14 protein-coding genes are annotated in these 14,792 nt (G+C 33.9%); 6 read left to right on the top strand and 8 right to left on the bottom strand.

The features are described 5' to 3' along the window. Positions 1 to 98 precede the first annotated feature (98 nt). Positions 99 to 1,421 carry a M16 family metallopeptidase gene (locus tag K8B81_RS04960; RefSeq protein ID WP_223679433.1) on the top strand — a complete coding sequence of 441 codons (1,323 nt, stop codon included), beginning with the start codon at positions 99 to 101 and terminating at the stop codon, positions 1,419 to 1,421. A 10-nt stretch (positions 1,422 to 1,431) separates the two neighbouring features. Beyond that, on the top strand, positions 1,432 to 3,480 hold the full coding sequence (locus tag K8B81_RS04955) for an insulinase family protein (RefSeq protein WP_223679431.1): 2,049 nt from the start codon (positions 1,432 to 1,434) through the stop codon (positions 3,478 to 3,480). Positions 3,481 to 3,669: 189 nt separating this feature from the next. On the opposite strand, the gene K8B81_RS04950 is transcribed toward K8B81_RS04955, so the two are convergent. Continuing rightward, positions 3,670 to 4,536 (bottom strand): DMT family transporter, encoded by an 867-nt coding sequence (locus tag K8B81_RS04950; RefSeq protein WP_223679429.1) that lies wholly within the window; start codon positions 4,534 to 4,536, stop codon positions 3,670 to 3,672. A 99-nt stretch (positions 4,537 to 4,635) separates the two neighbouring features. Here K8B81_RS04950 and K8B81_RS04945 point away from each other — a divergent pair, with 99 nt between their 5' ends. Both K8B81_RS04945 and K8B81_RS04940 read left to right on the top strand, forming a co-directional pair. Beyond that, positions 4,636 to 5,016, top strand: coding sequence for a heavy-metal-associated domain-containing protein (locus K8B81_RS04945; protein ID WP_223679427.1), 381 nt, complete (start codon positions 4,636 to 4,638; stop codon positions 5,014 to 5,016). Between the two features lie 124 nt (positions 5,017 to 5,140). Continuing rightward, entirely contained in the window at positions 5,141 to 5,380 is a 240-nt protein-coding gene (locus K8B81_RS04940; protein WP_223679425.1) for a hypothetical protein, read from the top strand. Between the two features lie 96 nt (positions 5,381 to 5,476). Here the strand turns inward: K8B81_RS04940 and gldD are convergent, their stop codons facing one another. Genes gldD through mutY form a run of 4 tightly spaced genes read right to left on the bottom strand, consistent with a single transcriptional unit; the run spans position 5,477 to position 8,874 of the window. Then, on the bottom strand, positions 5,477 to 6,037 hold the full coding sequence (gldD, locus tag K8B81_RS04935) for a gliding motility lipoprotein GldD (protein WP_223679423.1): 561 nt from the start codon (positions 6,035 to 6,037) through the stop codon (positions 5,477 to 5,479). Position 6,038: 1 nt separating this feature from the next. Then, entirely contained in the window at positions 6,039 to 7,331 is a 1,293-nt protein-coding gene (locus K8B81_RS04930; protein WP_223679421.1) for a gliding motility-associated protein GldE, read from the bottom strand. Positions 7,332 to 7,354: 23 nt separating this feature from the next. After that, complete coding sequence (locus tag K8B81_RS04925) at positions 7,355 to 7,792, bottom strand: single-stranded DNA-binding protein (RefSeq protein WP_025539175.1); 438 nt, start codon at positions 7,790 to 7,792, stop codon at positions 7,355 to 7,357. Positions 7,793 to 7,827: 35 nt separating this feature from the next. Further along, the gene (gene mutY / locus K8B81_RS04920) at positions 7,828 to 8,874 is read right to left on the bottom strand and encodes an A/G-specific adenine glycosylase (protein WP_223679419.1); all 1,047 of its coding nucleotides are present in this window, start codon (positions 8,872 to 8,874) and stop codon (positions 7,828 to 7,830) included. 123 nt (positions 8,875 to 8,997) lie between these two features. Between mutY and K8B81_RS04915 the strand changes: the two genes are divergently transcribed. Continuing rightward, a complete protein-coding gene (locus tag K8B81_RS04915; protein ID WP_269237889.1) occupies positions 8,998 to 9,306 on the top strand; it encodes an HU family DNA-binding protein in 309 nt (102 codons plus the stop codon). A 416-nt stretch (positions 9,307 to 9,722) separates the two neighbouring features. Beyond that, positions 9,723 to 11,267: an Rne/Rng family ribonuclease gene (locus tag K8B81_RS04910; RefSeq protein WP_025539170.1), complete on the top strand. Its 1,545-nt coding sequence runs from the start codon at positions 9,723 to 9,725 to the stop codon at positions 11,265 to 11,267. Between the two features lie 314 nt (positions 11,268 to 11,581). Here the strand turns inward: K8B81_RS04910 and pbpC are convergent, their stop codons facing one another. The 3 genes from pbpC to K8B81_RS04895 form a co-directional block, all read right to left on the bottom strand. Continuing rightward, positions 11,582 to 13,957, bottom strand: coding sequence for a penicillin-binding protein 1C (pbpC, locus tag K8B81_RS04905; protein WP_223679417.1), 2,376 nt, complete (start codon positions 13,955 to 13,957; stop codon positions 11,582 to 11,584). A gap of 140 nt (positions 13,958 to 14,097) precedes the next feature. Continuing rightward, on the bottom strand, positions 14,098 to 14,400 hold the full coding sequence (locus K8B81_RS04900) for a hypothetical protein (protein WP_223679415.1): 303 nt from the start codon (positions 14,398 to 14,400) through the stop codon (positions 14,098 to 14,100). Further along, the gene (locus K8B81_RS04895; RefSeq protein ID WP_223679413.1) at positions 14,342 to 14,713 is read right to left on the bottom strand and encodes a transposase; all 372 of its coding nucleotides are present in this window, start codon (positions 14,711 to 14,713) and stop codon (positions 14,342 to 14,344) included. The genes K8B81_RS04900 and K8B81_RS04895 overlap by 59 nt, the downstream gene beginning before the upstream one ends. Positions 14,714 to 14,792: the final 79 nt, after the last annotated feature.

Here is a 14,792-nt window from a genome sequence, read left to right as displayed (position 1 = left end):
TCTTAAATGATGGCTAAAAAAACTTATTTTTGATGTAACATAAACCAACTCTTGAATACCTACACTTATTAATTAGGTAAAATAAATTATTAATCTTTATGAAAAAATCAATAATGATGTTAAGTGCTGCAATAATACTCGGCGGAGTAGCTCATGCCCAAAAAGTAGCTTTCGAAGAATACAATTTAGACAATGGCATGCATGTTATTCTGCACAACGATCCCTCTGCCCCTGTGGTTGTTACTTCTGTAATGTATCATGTAGGTTCAAAAGACGAGCGACCTGACCGAACGGGTTTTGCACATTTCTTTGAACATCTATTATTTGAAGGAACCCAAAATATAAAGCGCGGAGAATGGATGAAAATCGTTACCGCAAATGGAGGTGTAAACAATGCCAACACCTCTGATGACAGAACCTATTATTATGAAGTTTTTCCATCAAACAGTTTAGAATTAGGATTATGGATGGAATCTGAACGTTTGATGCACCCAATTATTAATAAAATTGGCGTTGACACTCAAAATGAAGTTGTAAAAGAAGAAAAGAGAATGCGTTACGACAATCAGCCGTACGGAAATATTTTGCCTGAGGTCAAAAAACACATGTTCAAAAACCACCCATACCGCTGGACGACTATTGGCTCGATGCAAGATCTTGACGCTGCGACTCTTGAAGAGTTTCAGGCTTTCAACAAAAAATTCTATACCCCAAATAATGCGGTTTTGGTTGTTGCCGGAGATTTCGATAAAACCAAAACAAAAGAATGGATTCAGAAGTATTTTGGACCAATCCCGAAAGGGGAAGTTTTGAAAAAACAAACTTATACGGAAGAACCGATTACACAAACCATAAAAGCATCTTATGAAGATCCAAATATTCAGATTCCGATGGTAGTTGCTTCATACAGAACCCCATCAATGAAAACAAGGGACGCGAGGGTTTTAGATTTAATTTCTTCCTATTTAAGTGACGGAAAAAGCTCTAAACTATACAAAAAAATAGTGGATGACAAAAAAATGGCACTTCAGATCGGTGCTGTTGGTTTTAGTCAGGAAGATTACGGAATGTACATCTTATATGGTTTGCCAATGGGTAAATACACTACAACAGACATCTTAAAAGAAATGGACGAAGAAATCGTAAAAATCCAAACGGATTTGATTTCTGAGAAAGACTATCAAAAATTACAAAATAAATTTGATAATAATTTCGTCAATGCCAATTCAAGCGTCGAAGGAATTGCAGAAAATTTAGCTTCTTATTATTTGCTTTATGGAGACGTAAATCTTATAAACACTGAAATCGACATCTACCATTCTATTACCCGGGAAGAAATCAGGGAAGTCGCTAAAAAGTATTTAAACCCTAATCAGCGTTTAATTTTAGATTATGTTCCTTCAAAAAAAGTTCAAAACTAAGCCCCGAATCATGAAAAAAATACATACAGTTTTAATCCTTTTATTCCTTACCGGAATTATGCAAGCACAAGATCGTCCACAACCCAAACCAGGAAACGCACCAGTAGTTAACATCAAAAAACCGCAAACTTTTGTTTTGGCAAATGGTATGAAAGTTTTGGTAGTTGAAAATCATAAATTGCCACGCGTGAGCTTTAATCTTACACTGGACAACGCCCCTTTTACTGAAGGAAACAAAAAAGGCGTTGATGAATTGACCAGCAGTTTAATTGGAAACGGAACCAAAAAAACTACAAAAGAAGCCTTTAATGAAGAAATTGACTTTTATGGAGCCAGTATAAACTTTACATCGTCTGGTGCTTACGCAAGCGCTCTTTCAAAATATTCAGGACGTATTTTAGAATTACTGGCCGAAGGTGCTTTACAGCCTAATTTCACTCAAACAGAATTTGACAAAGAAAAAGCAAAACTACTGGAAGGTCTCAAAGCTGATGAAAAAAGTGTTCCTGCCATAGCCAATCGTATTGTAGATGTTTTAACTTTTGGGAAAAACCATCCTTCGGGAGAATTCGTTTCAGAAGAAACGCTGAAAAATGTTACTCTTGATGATGTTAAAACTAATTACAATACTTATTTCGTTCCTGAAAACGCCTATTTAGTTATAGTTGGCGACATTAAATTTAAAGAAACAAAAACTGCCGTAGAGAAACTTTTTGGAGGATGGAAAAAACAAACTGCTCCAAAAAATACTTATCCCAATCCGGAAAATGTATCTAAGCTACAAATCAATTTTGTAGATGTTCCAAATGCGGTTCAATCTGAGATTTCATTAGTCAATACAGTAAATCTAAAAATGAGCGATCCTGATTTTTTTCCTGCTGTAATTGCAAATCAAATTTTAGGAGGTGATTTCAATAGTTACCTGAATATGAATTTACGCGAACAGCACGCCTGGACATACGGAGCAAGTTCTAATATTGGAAGTGGTAAATATGTGACCAAATTCAAAGCCTCGTCTGCTGTTCGAAATGCCGTTACCGATAGTGCTGTTGTACAATTTATCAAAGAAATTAAAAGAATCCGAACTGAGAAAGTTTCTGAAGATGTATTAAAAAATGTAAAAGCAGGTTACATCGGAAGGTTTGTGATGCAGGTTGAAAAACCTCAGACTGTTGCGCGTTATGCTCTTAATATTGAAACCGAAAAACTTCCGGCTGATTTTTACGAAAAATACATTCAGACCATTAACAATGTTACAATTGATGATATTAATCGTGTATCGAATAAATATTTCCAAATCGACAACATGAGAATTGTAATTGTTGGAAAAGGATCTGAAGTACTTCCTGGTCTGGAAAAACTACAGATTCCGATTTCTTATTATGACAAATACGGAAACCCTGTTGAAAAGCCAGTTACCAAAAAAGAAGCTCCGGCAGGAATTACTGCAAAAAGCATTTTTGACAATTATATTAAAGCAATCGGAGGAGAAAAAGCCGTTTCTGCAGTAAAAACATTGTTCATGAACGGGACTACTACAATTCCGCAGGCGCCAGCTCCTTTGACTTTTGTTTCAAAATTAGATTCGAAAGGAAAAATGATGGTTTCTCTTTCTATGGGAAGCATGGCCTTAATGAAACAGGTTGTAAACGAAAAAGGCGCTTATTTAGAGCAGCAAGGACAACGCAAAAATTTAGAAGGCGCAGATTTAGCCGAGATGAAAGCGAATGCAGCTCCTTTTGAAGAGTTGCAGTTAAGCAAAAGAACAGATTTAACCGTAAACGGAATTGAGCAAATAAATGGAAATGATGCTTATTCTATAAAAGATGGCAAAACGATTTACTTTTATGATGTCAAATCAGGATTAAAAGTAGCCGAAACTAAAGTAAAAGAACAAAGCGGACAATCGACTACACAAACAACCTATTTTAATGATTATAAAGAAGTAAAAGGTGTAAAAGTCCCTTTTAACTTAATACAAAATGCAGGTTTTGAATTGGATATAAAAATGTCTGATATTAAAATCAATGAAGGAGTTACTGAGAAGGATTTTCTTTAAAATCTAACATTGTTAAAAAAAGAAAGGCCGTCGTAACTGACAGCCTTTCTGTTTTTAGTTTGTGTCATTTCGACGAAGGAGAAATCACACTCGGGATTCGACAAAGATTGGCGATTTTGATTGCGGAGTTTCTAATGTGATTTCTCCTTCGTCGAAATGACAAACTGATATTCAAATCTTTCCAACCTTTTATTTTTTCGCCGACAAATAAACCCCAATTAAAATCACAAAAGCACCAAAAAACTGAATTAGCGTCAGCATTTCGTTATCCAGCAATCCCCAGAAAAAAGCCACTATTGGAATTAAATACGTTACTGAAGTTGCAAATACCGGTGAAGACATTTGAATTAATTTAAAGAATAATACATTTGCAATTCCGGTTCCCAAAACACCTAAAATCATTACAAACAGAACAGAGTATTGCGTTGTTTCAAGATGTATTTTTTGAGTAAAATCTGTAGTGCTTAAAATAATCAAAGCCGGTAAAAACAAAATCGCAAAATTACCTGTTGTAATGCTCAGGGAATTCAAATCAGATAAATATTTCTTTATTAGATTAACGTTGATTGCATAACAGAGTGTTGCAATTACTACTAAAATCAAATAATAATAGTTTTGTCCTGTATGACCTGAAGTCCCATTCAAAACCAATAACAAACATCCAATCAGCCCAATAAAAACTCCTATGACCTGTCGTTTATGAAACTGAATTCCAAAAAATATAATTCCTAAAACCAAAGTATTTAAAGGTGTCAGCGAATTCAAAATAGCTACAATGGAACTGTCAACCTGAGTCTCTGCAATGGCAAAAAAGAAAGCCGGAATAAATGTCCCGAAGAATGAAGTCAGAGCCACAAATTTCCATTGACGCAGCGAAATTTTCTTCAAACTCGAAAAACCGACTATAAGCAGAAACAAGCCGGCAAAAATTATTCGGAGCGAACCTACCTGAATTGCCGTTAATCCTACTAACCCCCTTTTTATTAGAATAAATGAACTTCCCCAAATTAGCGAAAGCAGTAATAAATAAAACCACTTTAATTGTTTTGCATCCATAAATCGTATTTTAATGCAAATTTGTAATAATTTTAGGAACTGACCTTTCCTTTTTTATTAATTTTGCAACAAACATATTGACATCTAAAATTATACATAATGAAATTTACAAAAATAATAGCATTGTTAACCATTGCAGGTTTGGTACTGGTAAGCTGTAAAAAAGAAGAAGATAAAAGTTTAGCCGTTGTAAAAGGTGAAAAAACTGAAACTCCAAAAGAACACAAACCAATCGCTGCAGAAAATGTACAGACTGCCAGTTTTACAATTGACGGAATGACCTGCGCTGTTGGATGCGCCAAAACTATTGAAGAAGAGTTAGCTAATCTTGAAGGAGTTGAAAAAGCAGCTGTTGATTTCGACAAAAAAACAGCAACCGTAACTTTTGACAAAACAGTTCAAAATCCTGAATCATTGACAAAAGTCGTTCAGGAAACAGGAGACGGAAAAACATATAAGGTTTCGAATATGAAGTCTTAAAAATTTATAATTTAAGTAGCGCTCAATTTGAGCGCTTTTTTATTAAGTAAAAATTTAAGCTTTTATAGTATAAAATTATATTTTTAAAGTCTTATTCAGAAAATATTGTTTTATTTAGTTTTAAATGGATCTTATAGAAATAGTTTCGGGAAGATATTTGTTAGAGCTTTTAGGAGCAAGTGCCAGATACGTATATGCAAATATGATAGTCCTGCTAAATGAAAACGATTTTATCTCATTTTCAGAAATTTGGTCACCAAAAGGAAATATCAATAAAAAGAATGGCAATAGTGAAAGAAATCACATGATAGGAACAATTATATTTATAGGGATTATCGTTGTTATGCTGATTTTTACACCATAAAAAATGAAGAATCATATAGTTTAAAAGATCAGATAATTACATTTTAAAAAACTAAAATCAAAAAAGAATCCAAATTAAAATCGTTCCCTTTTTTCCTTATTTCCATTTCAAAGTCTCCATAAGCCGCTGCATATCATTTTTGATATAACTTGCTGCCGGCATAACCGAATCGAAATTGGGTTTGGTATAAAAATAAACAGACCCCGTGATGAAATGCTTAGTACTATCCGTCACATAAAATTGTGAGTTAGTTGCCGCATTTCCATTTACCTGATAAAACATTCCGTACACCTTTTTCTCAGGATTTAAATAAGGCTGTTCTAATATATCATCTGCTTTGATAACATGTTCGTAGGTAAGTTTCTGAGCATCTCTAAGCAGTTTATCGATATTGTTATTTACCGGTTTATAGGTCAGGTAAATAGTCGCTTTCATTTTTGGATATGTAATCGCAAATCCACATTCTTTTTCACCCTTAATTACAGCGTCCTCATTCATTTGAAACGAAAAAGGACATGTGTTTTCAAAGTTTACATATTTAGCCATCGGATAATCCAGACGCAAAAAAGCAGCCGGCTTTGGCAAAACATCATCTTTACAGCTTATAACAGTGAGGCTCAGTAAAATTACTGCTATCCAAATTGTTTTTTTCAACATCTTATTCTATTGTTACTTTTATTTGTTTTATGCGTTTATTATCAACAGTCTCTATAGTAAATACACAGTTTTCAAATGCTATTTTTTGATTCTTTTTAGGGAAATTGCCCAGAATTTCAAGAATAAATCCTGCTAATGTTTCTGCCTCTCCTTTGCGTGATTCAAAAAGGTCTTCATCAACATCAATAATTCTGTAAAAATCCTTTAGATTAATCTTTCCTTCAAAAAGAAAATTATTTTCATCAATTTGGGAGAAATTTAAATGCTCATCATCAAATTCATCACTGATATCGCCAACTATTTCCTCGATTACATCCTCTAAAGAAACTAAACCTGAAGTTCCTCCGTATTCATCAACCACAATCGCCAAATGACTTTTCAGGCTCTGGAAATCTTTAAGCAGATTATCTAATTTTTTATTCTCAGGAACAAAAAAAGCTTCTCTGATTAAGGTGGTCCAGTCAAATTCGGTTTTATCAATATGAGGCAGTAAATCCTTAACAAACAAAACGCCCTCAATCTGGTCAATATTGTCACGATAAACCGGAATTCTTGAAAAACCAGTTTCAATTATTTTAGGATAAATTTCCGCAAACGTTTCTGATATTTCCAGTGCAAAAATATCAATTCTGGGACTCATTACCTGTTTGGTATCTGTGTTTCCAAAAGAAACAATTCCTTCCAGTATTTTCTGTTCTTCACTTGATGTCCCTTCCGAATCGGTGAGTTCTAATGCCTGCGAAAGCTGATCGACTGAGAAATTTGTTTTTTGTTTTCCTAATTTATTGTGCAAATATAGCGTAACGGCACGCATTGGCAAACTTACAGGAGAAAGTAATTTATCTAAAAATGCAATTGGATAAGCGACACGTTTCGCAAATTTTATATTATTACGGCTCGCATAAACCTTTGGCAAAATCTCTCCAAACAACAAAATCAGGAAAGTAACCAAAATAACCTCTAAAAGAAATTTTAATGAATCAGAAACGACATCCTTAAAAATATTTCTGCCGATAAAAGAGAAAAGGATAACGACCCCAATATTCAAAAAATTATTCGCAACCAATAATGTAGCTAAGAGTTTTTTGGGTCTATCCAAAAGATTGGAAATTATTTTTCCCTTCGAGTTATTTTCCTGCAGTACATCTTCGATTTCTTTTTGAGACAAGGAAAAAAAGGCAACTTCAGCACCAGAAACAATGGCTGATAAAAAAAGTAAAATAAATATTCCGACAAAACCAACAATGAGATTGGTGTCTGTGTATACAAAAAATAAACTGGGCTCCGGGTCCAAATTAAAAAAGATTAGTTAAACAATCAAAAAGGCAAATCGTTGACCGGCAAGCCTTCATTAGGATTTTCAAAGTTAGTGTTTTTTGGCGATTCAGAAGCCTGATGGTGTTTGTGCTCTGTTTCTTTTTTAGTTGTCAAAAAGGTAAATTCGGTTACCTGAATTTCATTGGTATATTTTGTAGTTCCGTCTTCAGCCTGCCATTGCCTTGATTTTATACGGCCTTCAACATATATCTTGTCTCCTTTGGACAAATATTTTTCACAGATTTCAGCAGCTTTATTGCGTACAACTAAGTTATGCCACTCTGTCGAGGTAATTTTTTCATTGGTAGTTTTATTGATATACACTTCGTTTGTTGCCAGCTGAAAACGTCCGATGCAATTACCTCCGTCAAAATAATGCATTTTAACATCGTCGCCTAAATAGCCTATCAACATTACCTTGTTTAATGTTCCGTTCATGGTATAGCATTTGTGTGAATCAAAGATACTTTTTTTTAACGACAAATTTCTTCCTTTTCAATAAAATTATAAATCACAATCGGAAAAGGAAACTCTTTTAATTCATTACAATTCAAACCATTAGACAAAACATCACCGATTTTTACCTTCCAGAACTGTATATGCAAATGCTGGTGTGAAAGTTTATGAATTACTGTTGCATGCGCACAATCCTCAATACTTTTAATGTCATAAGAAGACAAAATACCATGCTGCACTGTTTTTGTAATAAAATCAAAATCAACAATTTTATCTGTTTCCAATAAAGGAAACTCATATAAATTATGCCAGATACCTTTTGTAGTTCTTTTTTGGATTAAAGTTTTTCCCTCAATATCTTCTAATACCAGATAATTAAAGAAACGGTTTGTGATTTTTAGTTTTTTAGATTTTACAGGCAGAGTGTCAACCTTTTTCTTTTGCAGAGCCAGACAACTGTCATTAAAAACACATACAGAACAATTTGGACTTTTAGGCACGCATTGCAAAGCACCAAATTCCATTATTGCCTGATTAAAAATTGCTGGATTCTCTTTTGGCATTAATTCTTTTGCAAGCCCAGTAAATTCTTTTTTGGTTGCTGGCAAAGCGATATCGGATGCTATATCAAAATAGCGTGAAAGAACCCTAAATACATTACCATCAACAACCGGGACAGCTTCATTATAAGAAAAGGATGCAATTGCAGCAGCTGTATATTCGCCTACTCCTTTTAACTTTAATAAATCATTATAAGTAGCCGGAAAGACTCCTTTTAGATCATTGGCTATATATTGAGCAGTTTTGTGCAGATTTCTTGCCCGTGAATAATATCCTAATCCCTGCCAGAGTTTTAGAACTTTTTCTTCATCAGCATTAGCTAAATCAAAAACAGTAGGAAATTCCTTTGTAAATGAAAAAAAATAGGGCATTCCCTGCGCCACTCTTGTCTGCTGGAGCATAATTTCTGAGAGCCAAATATGATACGGATTTACCGTATTACGCCAGGGTAAATCGCGTTTGTTTTGTAAATACCAATTTATCAGTGTGTTATGAAAATTCATTTTAAAATACTTAGAAAACAAAAGTAAATCTTTATGTAATTAAAATTTAACGAATTAGCTTGATTAATTATTTTTTTAATTCCTATATTTGCATCCTCAAAAAAATAGTACATCATTTATAAAATAAAAACAGGAAAGAAAATGACGAAAGCAGATATCGTAGCGAAGATTTCAGAGAAACTAGGTCTTGAAAAAGGAGACGTTCAGGCAACAGTTGAAACTTTTATGGAAGAAGTTAAGACTTCATTAGAAACTGGTGACAACGTTTACCTAAGAGGTTTCGGAAGTTTCATCGTAAAGACCAGAGCTGAGAAAACAGGAAGAAACATCTCTAAAAATACCACAATCAAAATTCCTGCACACAATATTCCTGCTTTTAAACCTGCAAAAGTTTTTGTAGAGGGAGTAAAAACAAACAACGAAGCAAAATAACACTATTAATTAATCATAAAATCGATACGATATGCCAAGTGGTAAAAAAAGAAAGAGACATAAGGTAGCTACTCACAAAAGAAAAAAAAGAGCGAGAGCTAACCGTCACAAAAAGAAAAAGTAGTTTTAAACTACTTTTTTCTTTTTAAACGTTCATTGAAATTTGGGAAGTTTCAAAAATTCCAAAAAATAAAATCCAAAATCCAAAAATTAAGAAATCACTATAGAGTGCAATTGGAATTTGGAATTTAAAATTTGGAGATTAAAATTTTCCCTCCGGGTTAATACCTGTTAAAAATATTGTTTAATCCATCCTTACAATTCAGTTATGAGTTATAAGTTATGAGTTATGGGTTGTAAAACCCTAAACTTGAACCTAAAACCGGAAACTAAAAGTCTGGATAAAAATTTACAGAGTGAATAAAGAATTGATCATTAGATCTAGTTCTGAAGCCGTAGATTTTGCCTTATTAAAAGATGGAAAACTAATTGAATTACACAAGGAACAAGAGACAAGCAACTTTCAGGTTGGTGATATTTTTATTGCCAAAATACGAAAACCAGTTGCCGGACTTAATGCTGCTTTTGTAAATGTAGGCTTCGAAAAAGATGCTTTTTTACATTATCACGATTTAGGTCCAAACTTAGCTTCCCAGCTGAAATTCATAAAACTTGTAAGCGCAGGTAAATTAAAAGATTTCTCCCTAAAAACCTTTCAGTTTGAAAAAGAGATTGACAAAGATGGCATCATTACTGATATTTTAAGTGCCAATCAATCTGTCTTAGTTCAAGTTGTAAAAGAACCTATATCGACCAAAGGTCCAAGAATAAGTGCAGAGCTTTCATTGGCCGGAAGATTTATTGTTCTGGTTCCGTTTTCTGACCGTGTTTCTATTTCACAAAAAATAGAAGACAAAAAAGAAAAGGACCGACTAAAAAAACTTGTTCTATCGATCAAACCTAAAGGATTTGGTGTTATTGTTCGTACAGTAGCCGAAGGCAAAAATACAGCCGAATTAGAAAAAGATTTGCAGAACCTGCTTGGCAGATGGACTGCAATGTGTAAAAAATTACCAACTGCTCATCATCCATCCAAAGTATTAGGAGAGCTTAACAGAGCTTCTTCAATATTGAGAGATGTATTCAATGATACCTTTAGCGGTATTCAGATAGATGATGAAGAGTTGTATCATCAAACGAAGGATTATCTGCAAGAGATTGCACCTTCAAAACAATCAATTGTGAAGTTTTATCAATCAAACGACACTCCAATTTTTGAGAAATACAATATAGAGAGACAAATCAAAACTTCATTTGGAAGAACAGTTTCGATGAGCAAAGGCGCTTATCTTATTATTGAACATACTGAAGCTTTGCACGTTATAGACGTCAACAGCGGAAACCGTTCTAATAAAGCGACTAATCAGGAAGATACCGCCATGGAAGTAAATATGATTGCAGCTGCTGAAATCGCAAGACAATTACGTTTGCGGGATATGGGCGGAATCATAGTTGTTGATTTTATCGATATGTCTAATCCTGAAAACAGGAAAGTCCTGTTCGACTTCTTGCGAGAAGAAATGAGCGACGATAAAGCAAAACATAAAATATTACCGCCAAGTAAATTTGGTTTAGTCCAGATTACCAGACAGCGCGTAAGACCAGAAGTTAACATTAAAACCAGAGAAGAAGATCCAAACAATGAAAATGGCGAAATTGAAGCGCCAATTTTAATCATTGACAAAATCTCATCTGATTTAGACCGGCTTCTAAAAACCCACAAAAATGTTGTGCTCAACGTACATCCGTTTGTGGCTGCATACCTCAGTAAAGGTTTTCCATCCTTACGTTCAAAATGGTTTTTTGAACATAAGAAATGGGTGAAAATCATACCTCGTGACGCTTACACGTACTTAGAATATCATTTCTACGATAAAAAAGGAAATGTTATTTCAGAATAAAATAAAAACCGCCTTCGAAAGACTGGCGGTTTTTTTATGCGTAATTGTGAGCAACAAATTAATCTCACTTTGCATTTCACTTTTAACTTTGGGGTTTCCAATTGAAATTTGTTTTATTAGAAGCAATTTCCAGCTATCCGCTTGTATCTTTTCCCGGCTAAAGGAGCCAGAAAAAGGATACCGCTCCTATCTGGGCTAGGCAATCATTTTCATAACAAACTTTAATTCATCAAAGTATCATTGATTTTGGAATCTGGACTTGAGCGATAGTGAACAGGCGAAACAATCAAAAAAATTGGATTTTCTTTTAGAATTTATTCTCTAACAATCTCAATTTTTCTCCTTATTTCATTCCCGGAAGCATCAACAACCGTAACATAATGTATGCCCGAAGCTGGAGTAATAGGTAATTCATGAAATGTTTTGGTCGTGGCTTTGTAAACATTATCGACATACCAAAACAACTCTTTATCTCTTTCTGAATAAGCGACTTTTAAAATTACGGGCTGTACATTACTATTAAAATCTTTCGTTAAATAAATTTTACTGTTCGCTTTCGGATAAATAAAATCCATTGTAGTGGTTTGTGTCCCTTCACAGCCCTCTTTAAAAGGAGGCAACGGCAAATATTCAATATGTTGACTCTTGTAATACCATGCCATAACCGGAGGCAGTACAAACCAATTTTTAGTTACAATATTATCTATACTTTCACAACTGCTGTTTACCTGAAACTGTTCTGTTTTATCTAAATGAATGGTTTTGTGATATGGACAAACTTTTGTCGATTTTCCTTTTTTAGAAACCAATTGTTTAATTTTCGGACAACTATCCTTTGCCAAATAACCGCTTAATCGGCATACCTCAACTTCAGCCAAATCATTATACGGTGTATCAAACCATCTTTGTCTTGGCAGTAAATTAAAAACATCAAATAAAATTGGCGCTGAGCTTGTAACGCCAGTCAAAGTTGGTCTTCCTTCGCCTGTTGCATTTCCAACCCAAACTCCAACTACATATCTTGAATTTGTTCCAATCGCCCATGCATCCCTGTTTCCGAAACTAGTTCCGGTTTTCCAGGCAATTTTAAGTGAACTGTCATAAAACTTCCAGGCTTCATCTCCTTCTGGCCTGTTGACTTCTTCCATTGCATTGTAAGTCAGCCAGATTGATCCTGCTCCCAAAATATTCTTTTGATTCGTTTGTGAACCAAAGTCGGGTTTAAAATCATTTTTATAATTGAGCTCTGTAAATTCATTTGTTCTATATTGCCCGTTATTTTTATTGAAATAATTAACCGTAGAAGAAAGATTCGCATATGTTCGGCACAAATCCCACAAGTTACTTTCTGCTCCTCCCAAAATTAACGATAAACCGTAATGATCTGGTGTTTTATTGATATTCTTTAATTTGAACTTCTGCAGTTCTTCATAAAATTTATTTACACCAAAATCCTGAAGCATTAAAACCGCAGGAATGTTTAACGAACGTGACAATGCACGATGCGCAGGAACAGCTCCATCAAAAGTGAGATTAAAGTTTTGGGGTGTATAACCCGAAATCTGTGTTGGAATATCAGCAATTAAAGTATTGGGCAGTAATTCACCGTCATCGAGCATAGCTCCGTATAAAAGCGGTTTTAAGATACTTCCTGTACTTCTTGGCGCATCGATAATATCCACATCTTTTTGATGATCTGCATCTGCCGGAGAATTCCCAACATAACTCATTACCTTTCTGCTCTGAACATCAATTACCAAAATCGCCAGATTGTGGACTTCGTTCTGTTTGTATTGATTGTAATAATATCGCGCAATTTGATTGACCCTGTTTTGTAAAGCATAATCAATTGTAGTTTTGACTCTCGTTCCTTCTTCATTTTTAGCGACTCTTTGCAATAAATGTGGAGCAATTTGAGGCAAATCATACGGTTTTTGAGGCAATGGTTCTTCTATCGAAAGTTCGTACGTTTGCTTGTCGATTATGTTTTCTTGGTGCAATTTTAATAAAAGTCTGTTGCGTTTGTTCAGTAATTTTATCTGGTTTTTTCCCGGATAAATTAAACTTGGCGCATTGGGTAAAACAGCCAAAACTGCATTTTCTGCCCATGATAATTGATTGGACTGAACGCCAAAATAACGCCATGAAGCCATTTCAAGCCCGACAACATTTCCTCCAAATGGCGCGTGTGCCGCATACATTTCGAGAATTTCGTTCTTAGAATAGCCTAATTCTAATCTTGTTGCCAAAATAATTTCAATCAGTTTTTCAAAATAAGTTCTATTTTTTCCTTTTCGCGAAAGCCTGATAACTTGTTGTGTCAGCGTACTTCCTCCTCTGACCACTTTTCCTGCTTTTCTATTTTGTTTGAAAGCATTAATCATTGCTCCTGGATTGAAGCCGGGATGTTTATAGAAATATTCGTCTTCAAAATAAACAATACATTTTTTGAACTTGTCCGGAACGCTGTCTTGCGCCGGAAAACGCCATTGTCCGTCGCGTGCAATTTTAGCTCCGAGAAGTTCTCCTTCTTTGCTTTCTATGACGGTTGAATAGGGTTCTTTGAATAAAGTTCGAGGTATCGAAAAATAGTAAATCAGCAAGAGCAGAAATGCAATTGCTGATTTTATTTTATTTTTTTTTATCCAGTTAATAATACGCTGGAGAAATGCTTTTAATTGATTTTTCAACTCCTATACTGATGTTTTTTTGCTATCCTAACAGGTTTTCAAAACCTGTTAGGTATTTTTAGATTCTAAAAGAAAACAATTATATATCTAATATTTATAAATACCTAAAAGACTTTTAAAAACCTGTTAGGATATGAAAATTATTCATCTTGTAGATCTATTTCATTTATCACCCCATCATAAACAATTCTTCTTTCATTATGACAGAATTTAAAATTATCTAAATCATTAAATAATCCCAAAATAAACTCACGGTCTAAACTAGTTGATTTCGCAGATAAATAAGCACGATACGATGAATGTAAATAAGTTTCAAATCGTTCCGTAAATTTATGTTTGACAGGATTTAAGTGAACATATACAATTAATTGTTTTAAATATTCCTCATTTTCTATTCTGTTTCGTTGTAAATGTTCCTGAAATAAAACTTCCGTTTCTTCCATACATTTTATTTATGCTTTTTGAATATGAATTAAAAAGATTAGAAAATGGCAAATGAATTTTTTCTTTGAACTTTTCAGGCAAATCAATTTTATCTTTTACTCTAAGAACTATATGAAAATGATTCTTTAACAAACAATAGGCATAAATATCTGCAATGGGTAAAATATATTTCTTAACCTTTTCTAGAAAATAACTGTAATTCTTTTCTTCTAAAAAAATATTCTCATTATTATTTCCTCTATTGTAAACATGATAATATTGTCCTGCCTCAAAAACTTCTTTTCCCAATTTATTATCTTCTTTATTTATCATAACAGGTTTCCAAAACCTGTTAGGTATGTTTTTTTAAATCTATTATTCCCCTCTTTGTCTAGCATATAATACCTAACAG

This window comes from Flavobacterium hibisci, assembly GCF_020026925.1.
GTDB lineage: Bacteria > Bacteroidota > Bacteroidia > Flavobacteriales > Flavobacteriaceae > Flavobacterium > Flavobacterium hibisci.
This window is presented reverse-complemented; position numbering and strand designations above follow the sequence as displayed.

What these genes read in the sequence shown, in the direction of transcription:
- K8B81_RS04940 (WP_223679425.1), top strand. Translation starts at nt 5,141, where the DNA reads ATGGATCTTATAGAAATAGTTTCGGGAAGATATTTGTTAGAGCTTTTA.
- mutY (WP_223679419.1), bottom strand. Translation starts at nt 8,874, where the DNA reads ATGAATTTTCATAACACACTGATAAATTGGTATTTACAAAACAAACGC.
- gldD (WP_223679423.1), bottom strand. Translation starts at nt 6,037, where the DNA reads ATGTTGAAAAAAACAATTTGGATAGCAGTAATTTTACTGAGCCTCACT.
- K8B81_RS04900 (WP_223679415.1), bottom strand. Translation starts at nt 14,400, where the DNA reads ATGGAAGAAACGGAAGTTTTATTTCAGGAACATTTACAACGAAACAGA.
- K8B81_RS04955 (WP_223679431.1), top strand. Translation starts at nt 1,432, where the DNA reads ATGAAAAAAATACATACAGTTTTAATCCTTTTATTCCTTACCGGAATT.
- K8B81_RS04925 (WP_025539175.1), bottom strand. Translation starts at nt 7,792, where the DNA reads ATGAACGGAACATTAAACAAGGTAATGTTGATAGGCTATTTAGGCGAC.
- K8B81_RS04895 (WP_223679413.1), bottom strand. Translation starts at nt 14,713, where the DNA reads ATGATAAATAAAGAAGATAATAAATTGGGAAAAGAAGTTTTTGAGGCA.
- K8B81_RS04960 (WP_223679433.1), top strand. Translation starts at nt 99, where the DNA reads ATGAAAAAATCAATAATGATGTTAAGTGCTGCAATAATACTCGGCGGA.
- K8B81_RS04950 (WP_223679429.1), bottom strand. Translation starts at nt 4,536, where the DNA reads ATGGATGCAAAACAATTAAAGTGGTTTTATTTATTACTGCTTTCGCTA.
- K8B81_RS04945 (WP_223679427.1), top strand. Translation starts at nt 4,636, where the DNA reads ATGAAATTTACAAAAATAATAGCATTGTTAACCATTGCAGGTTTGGTA.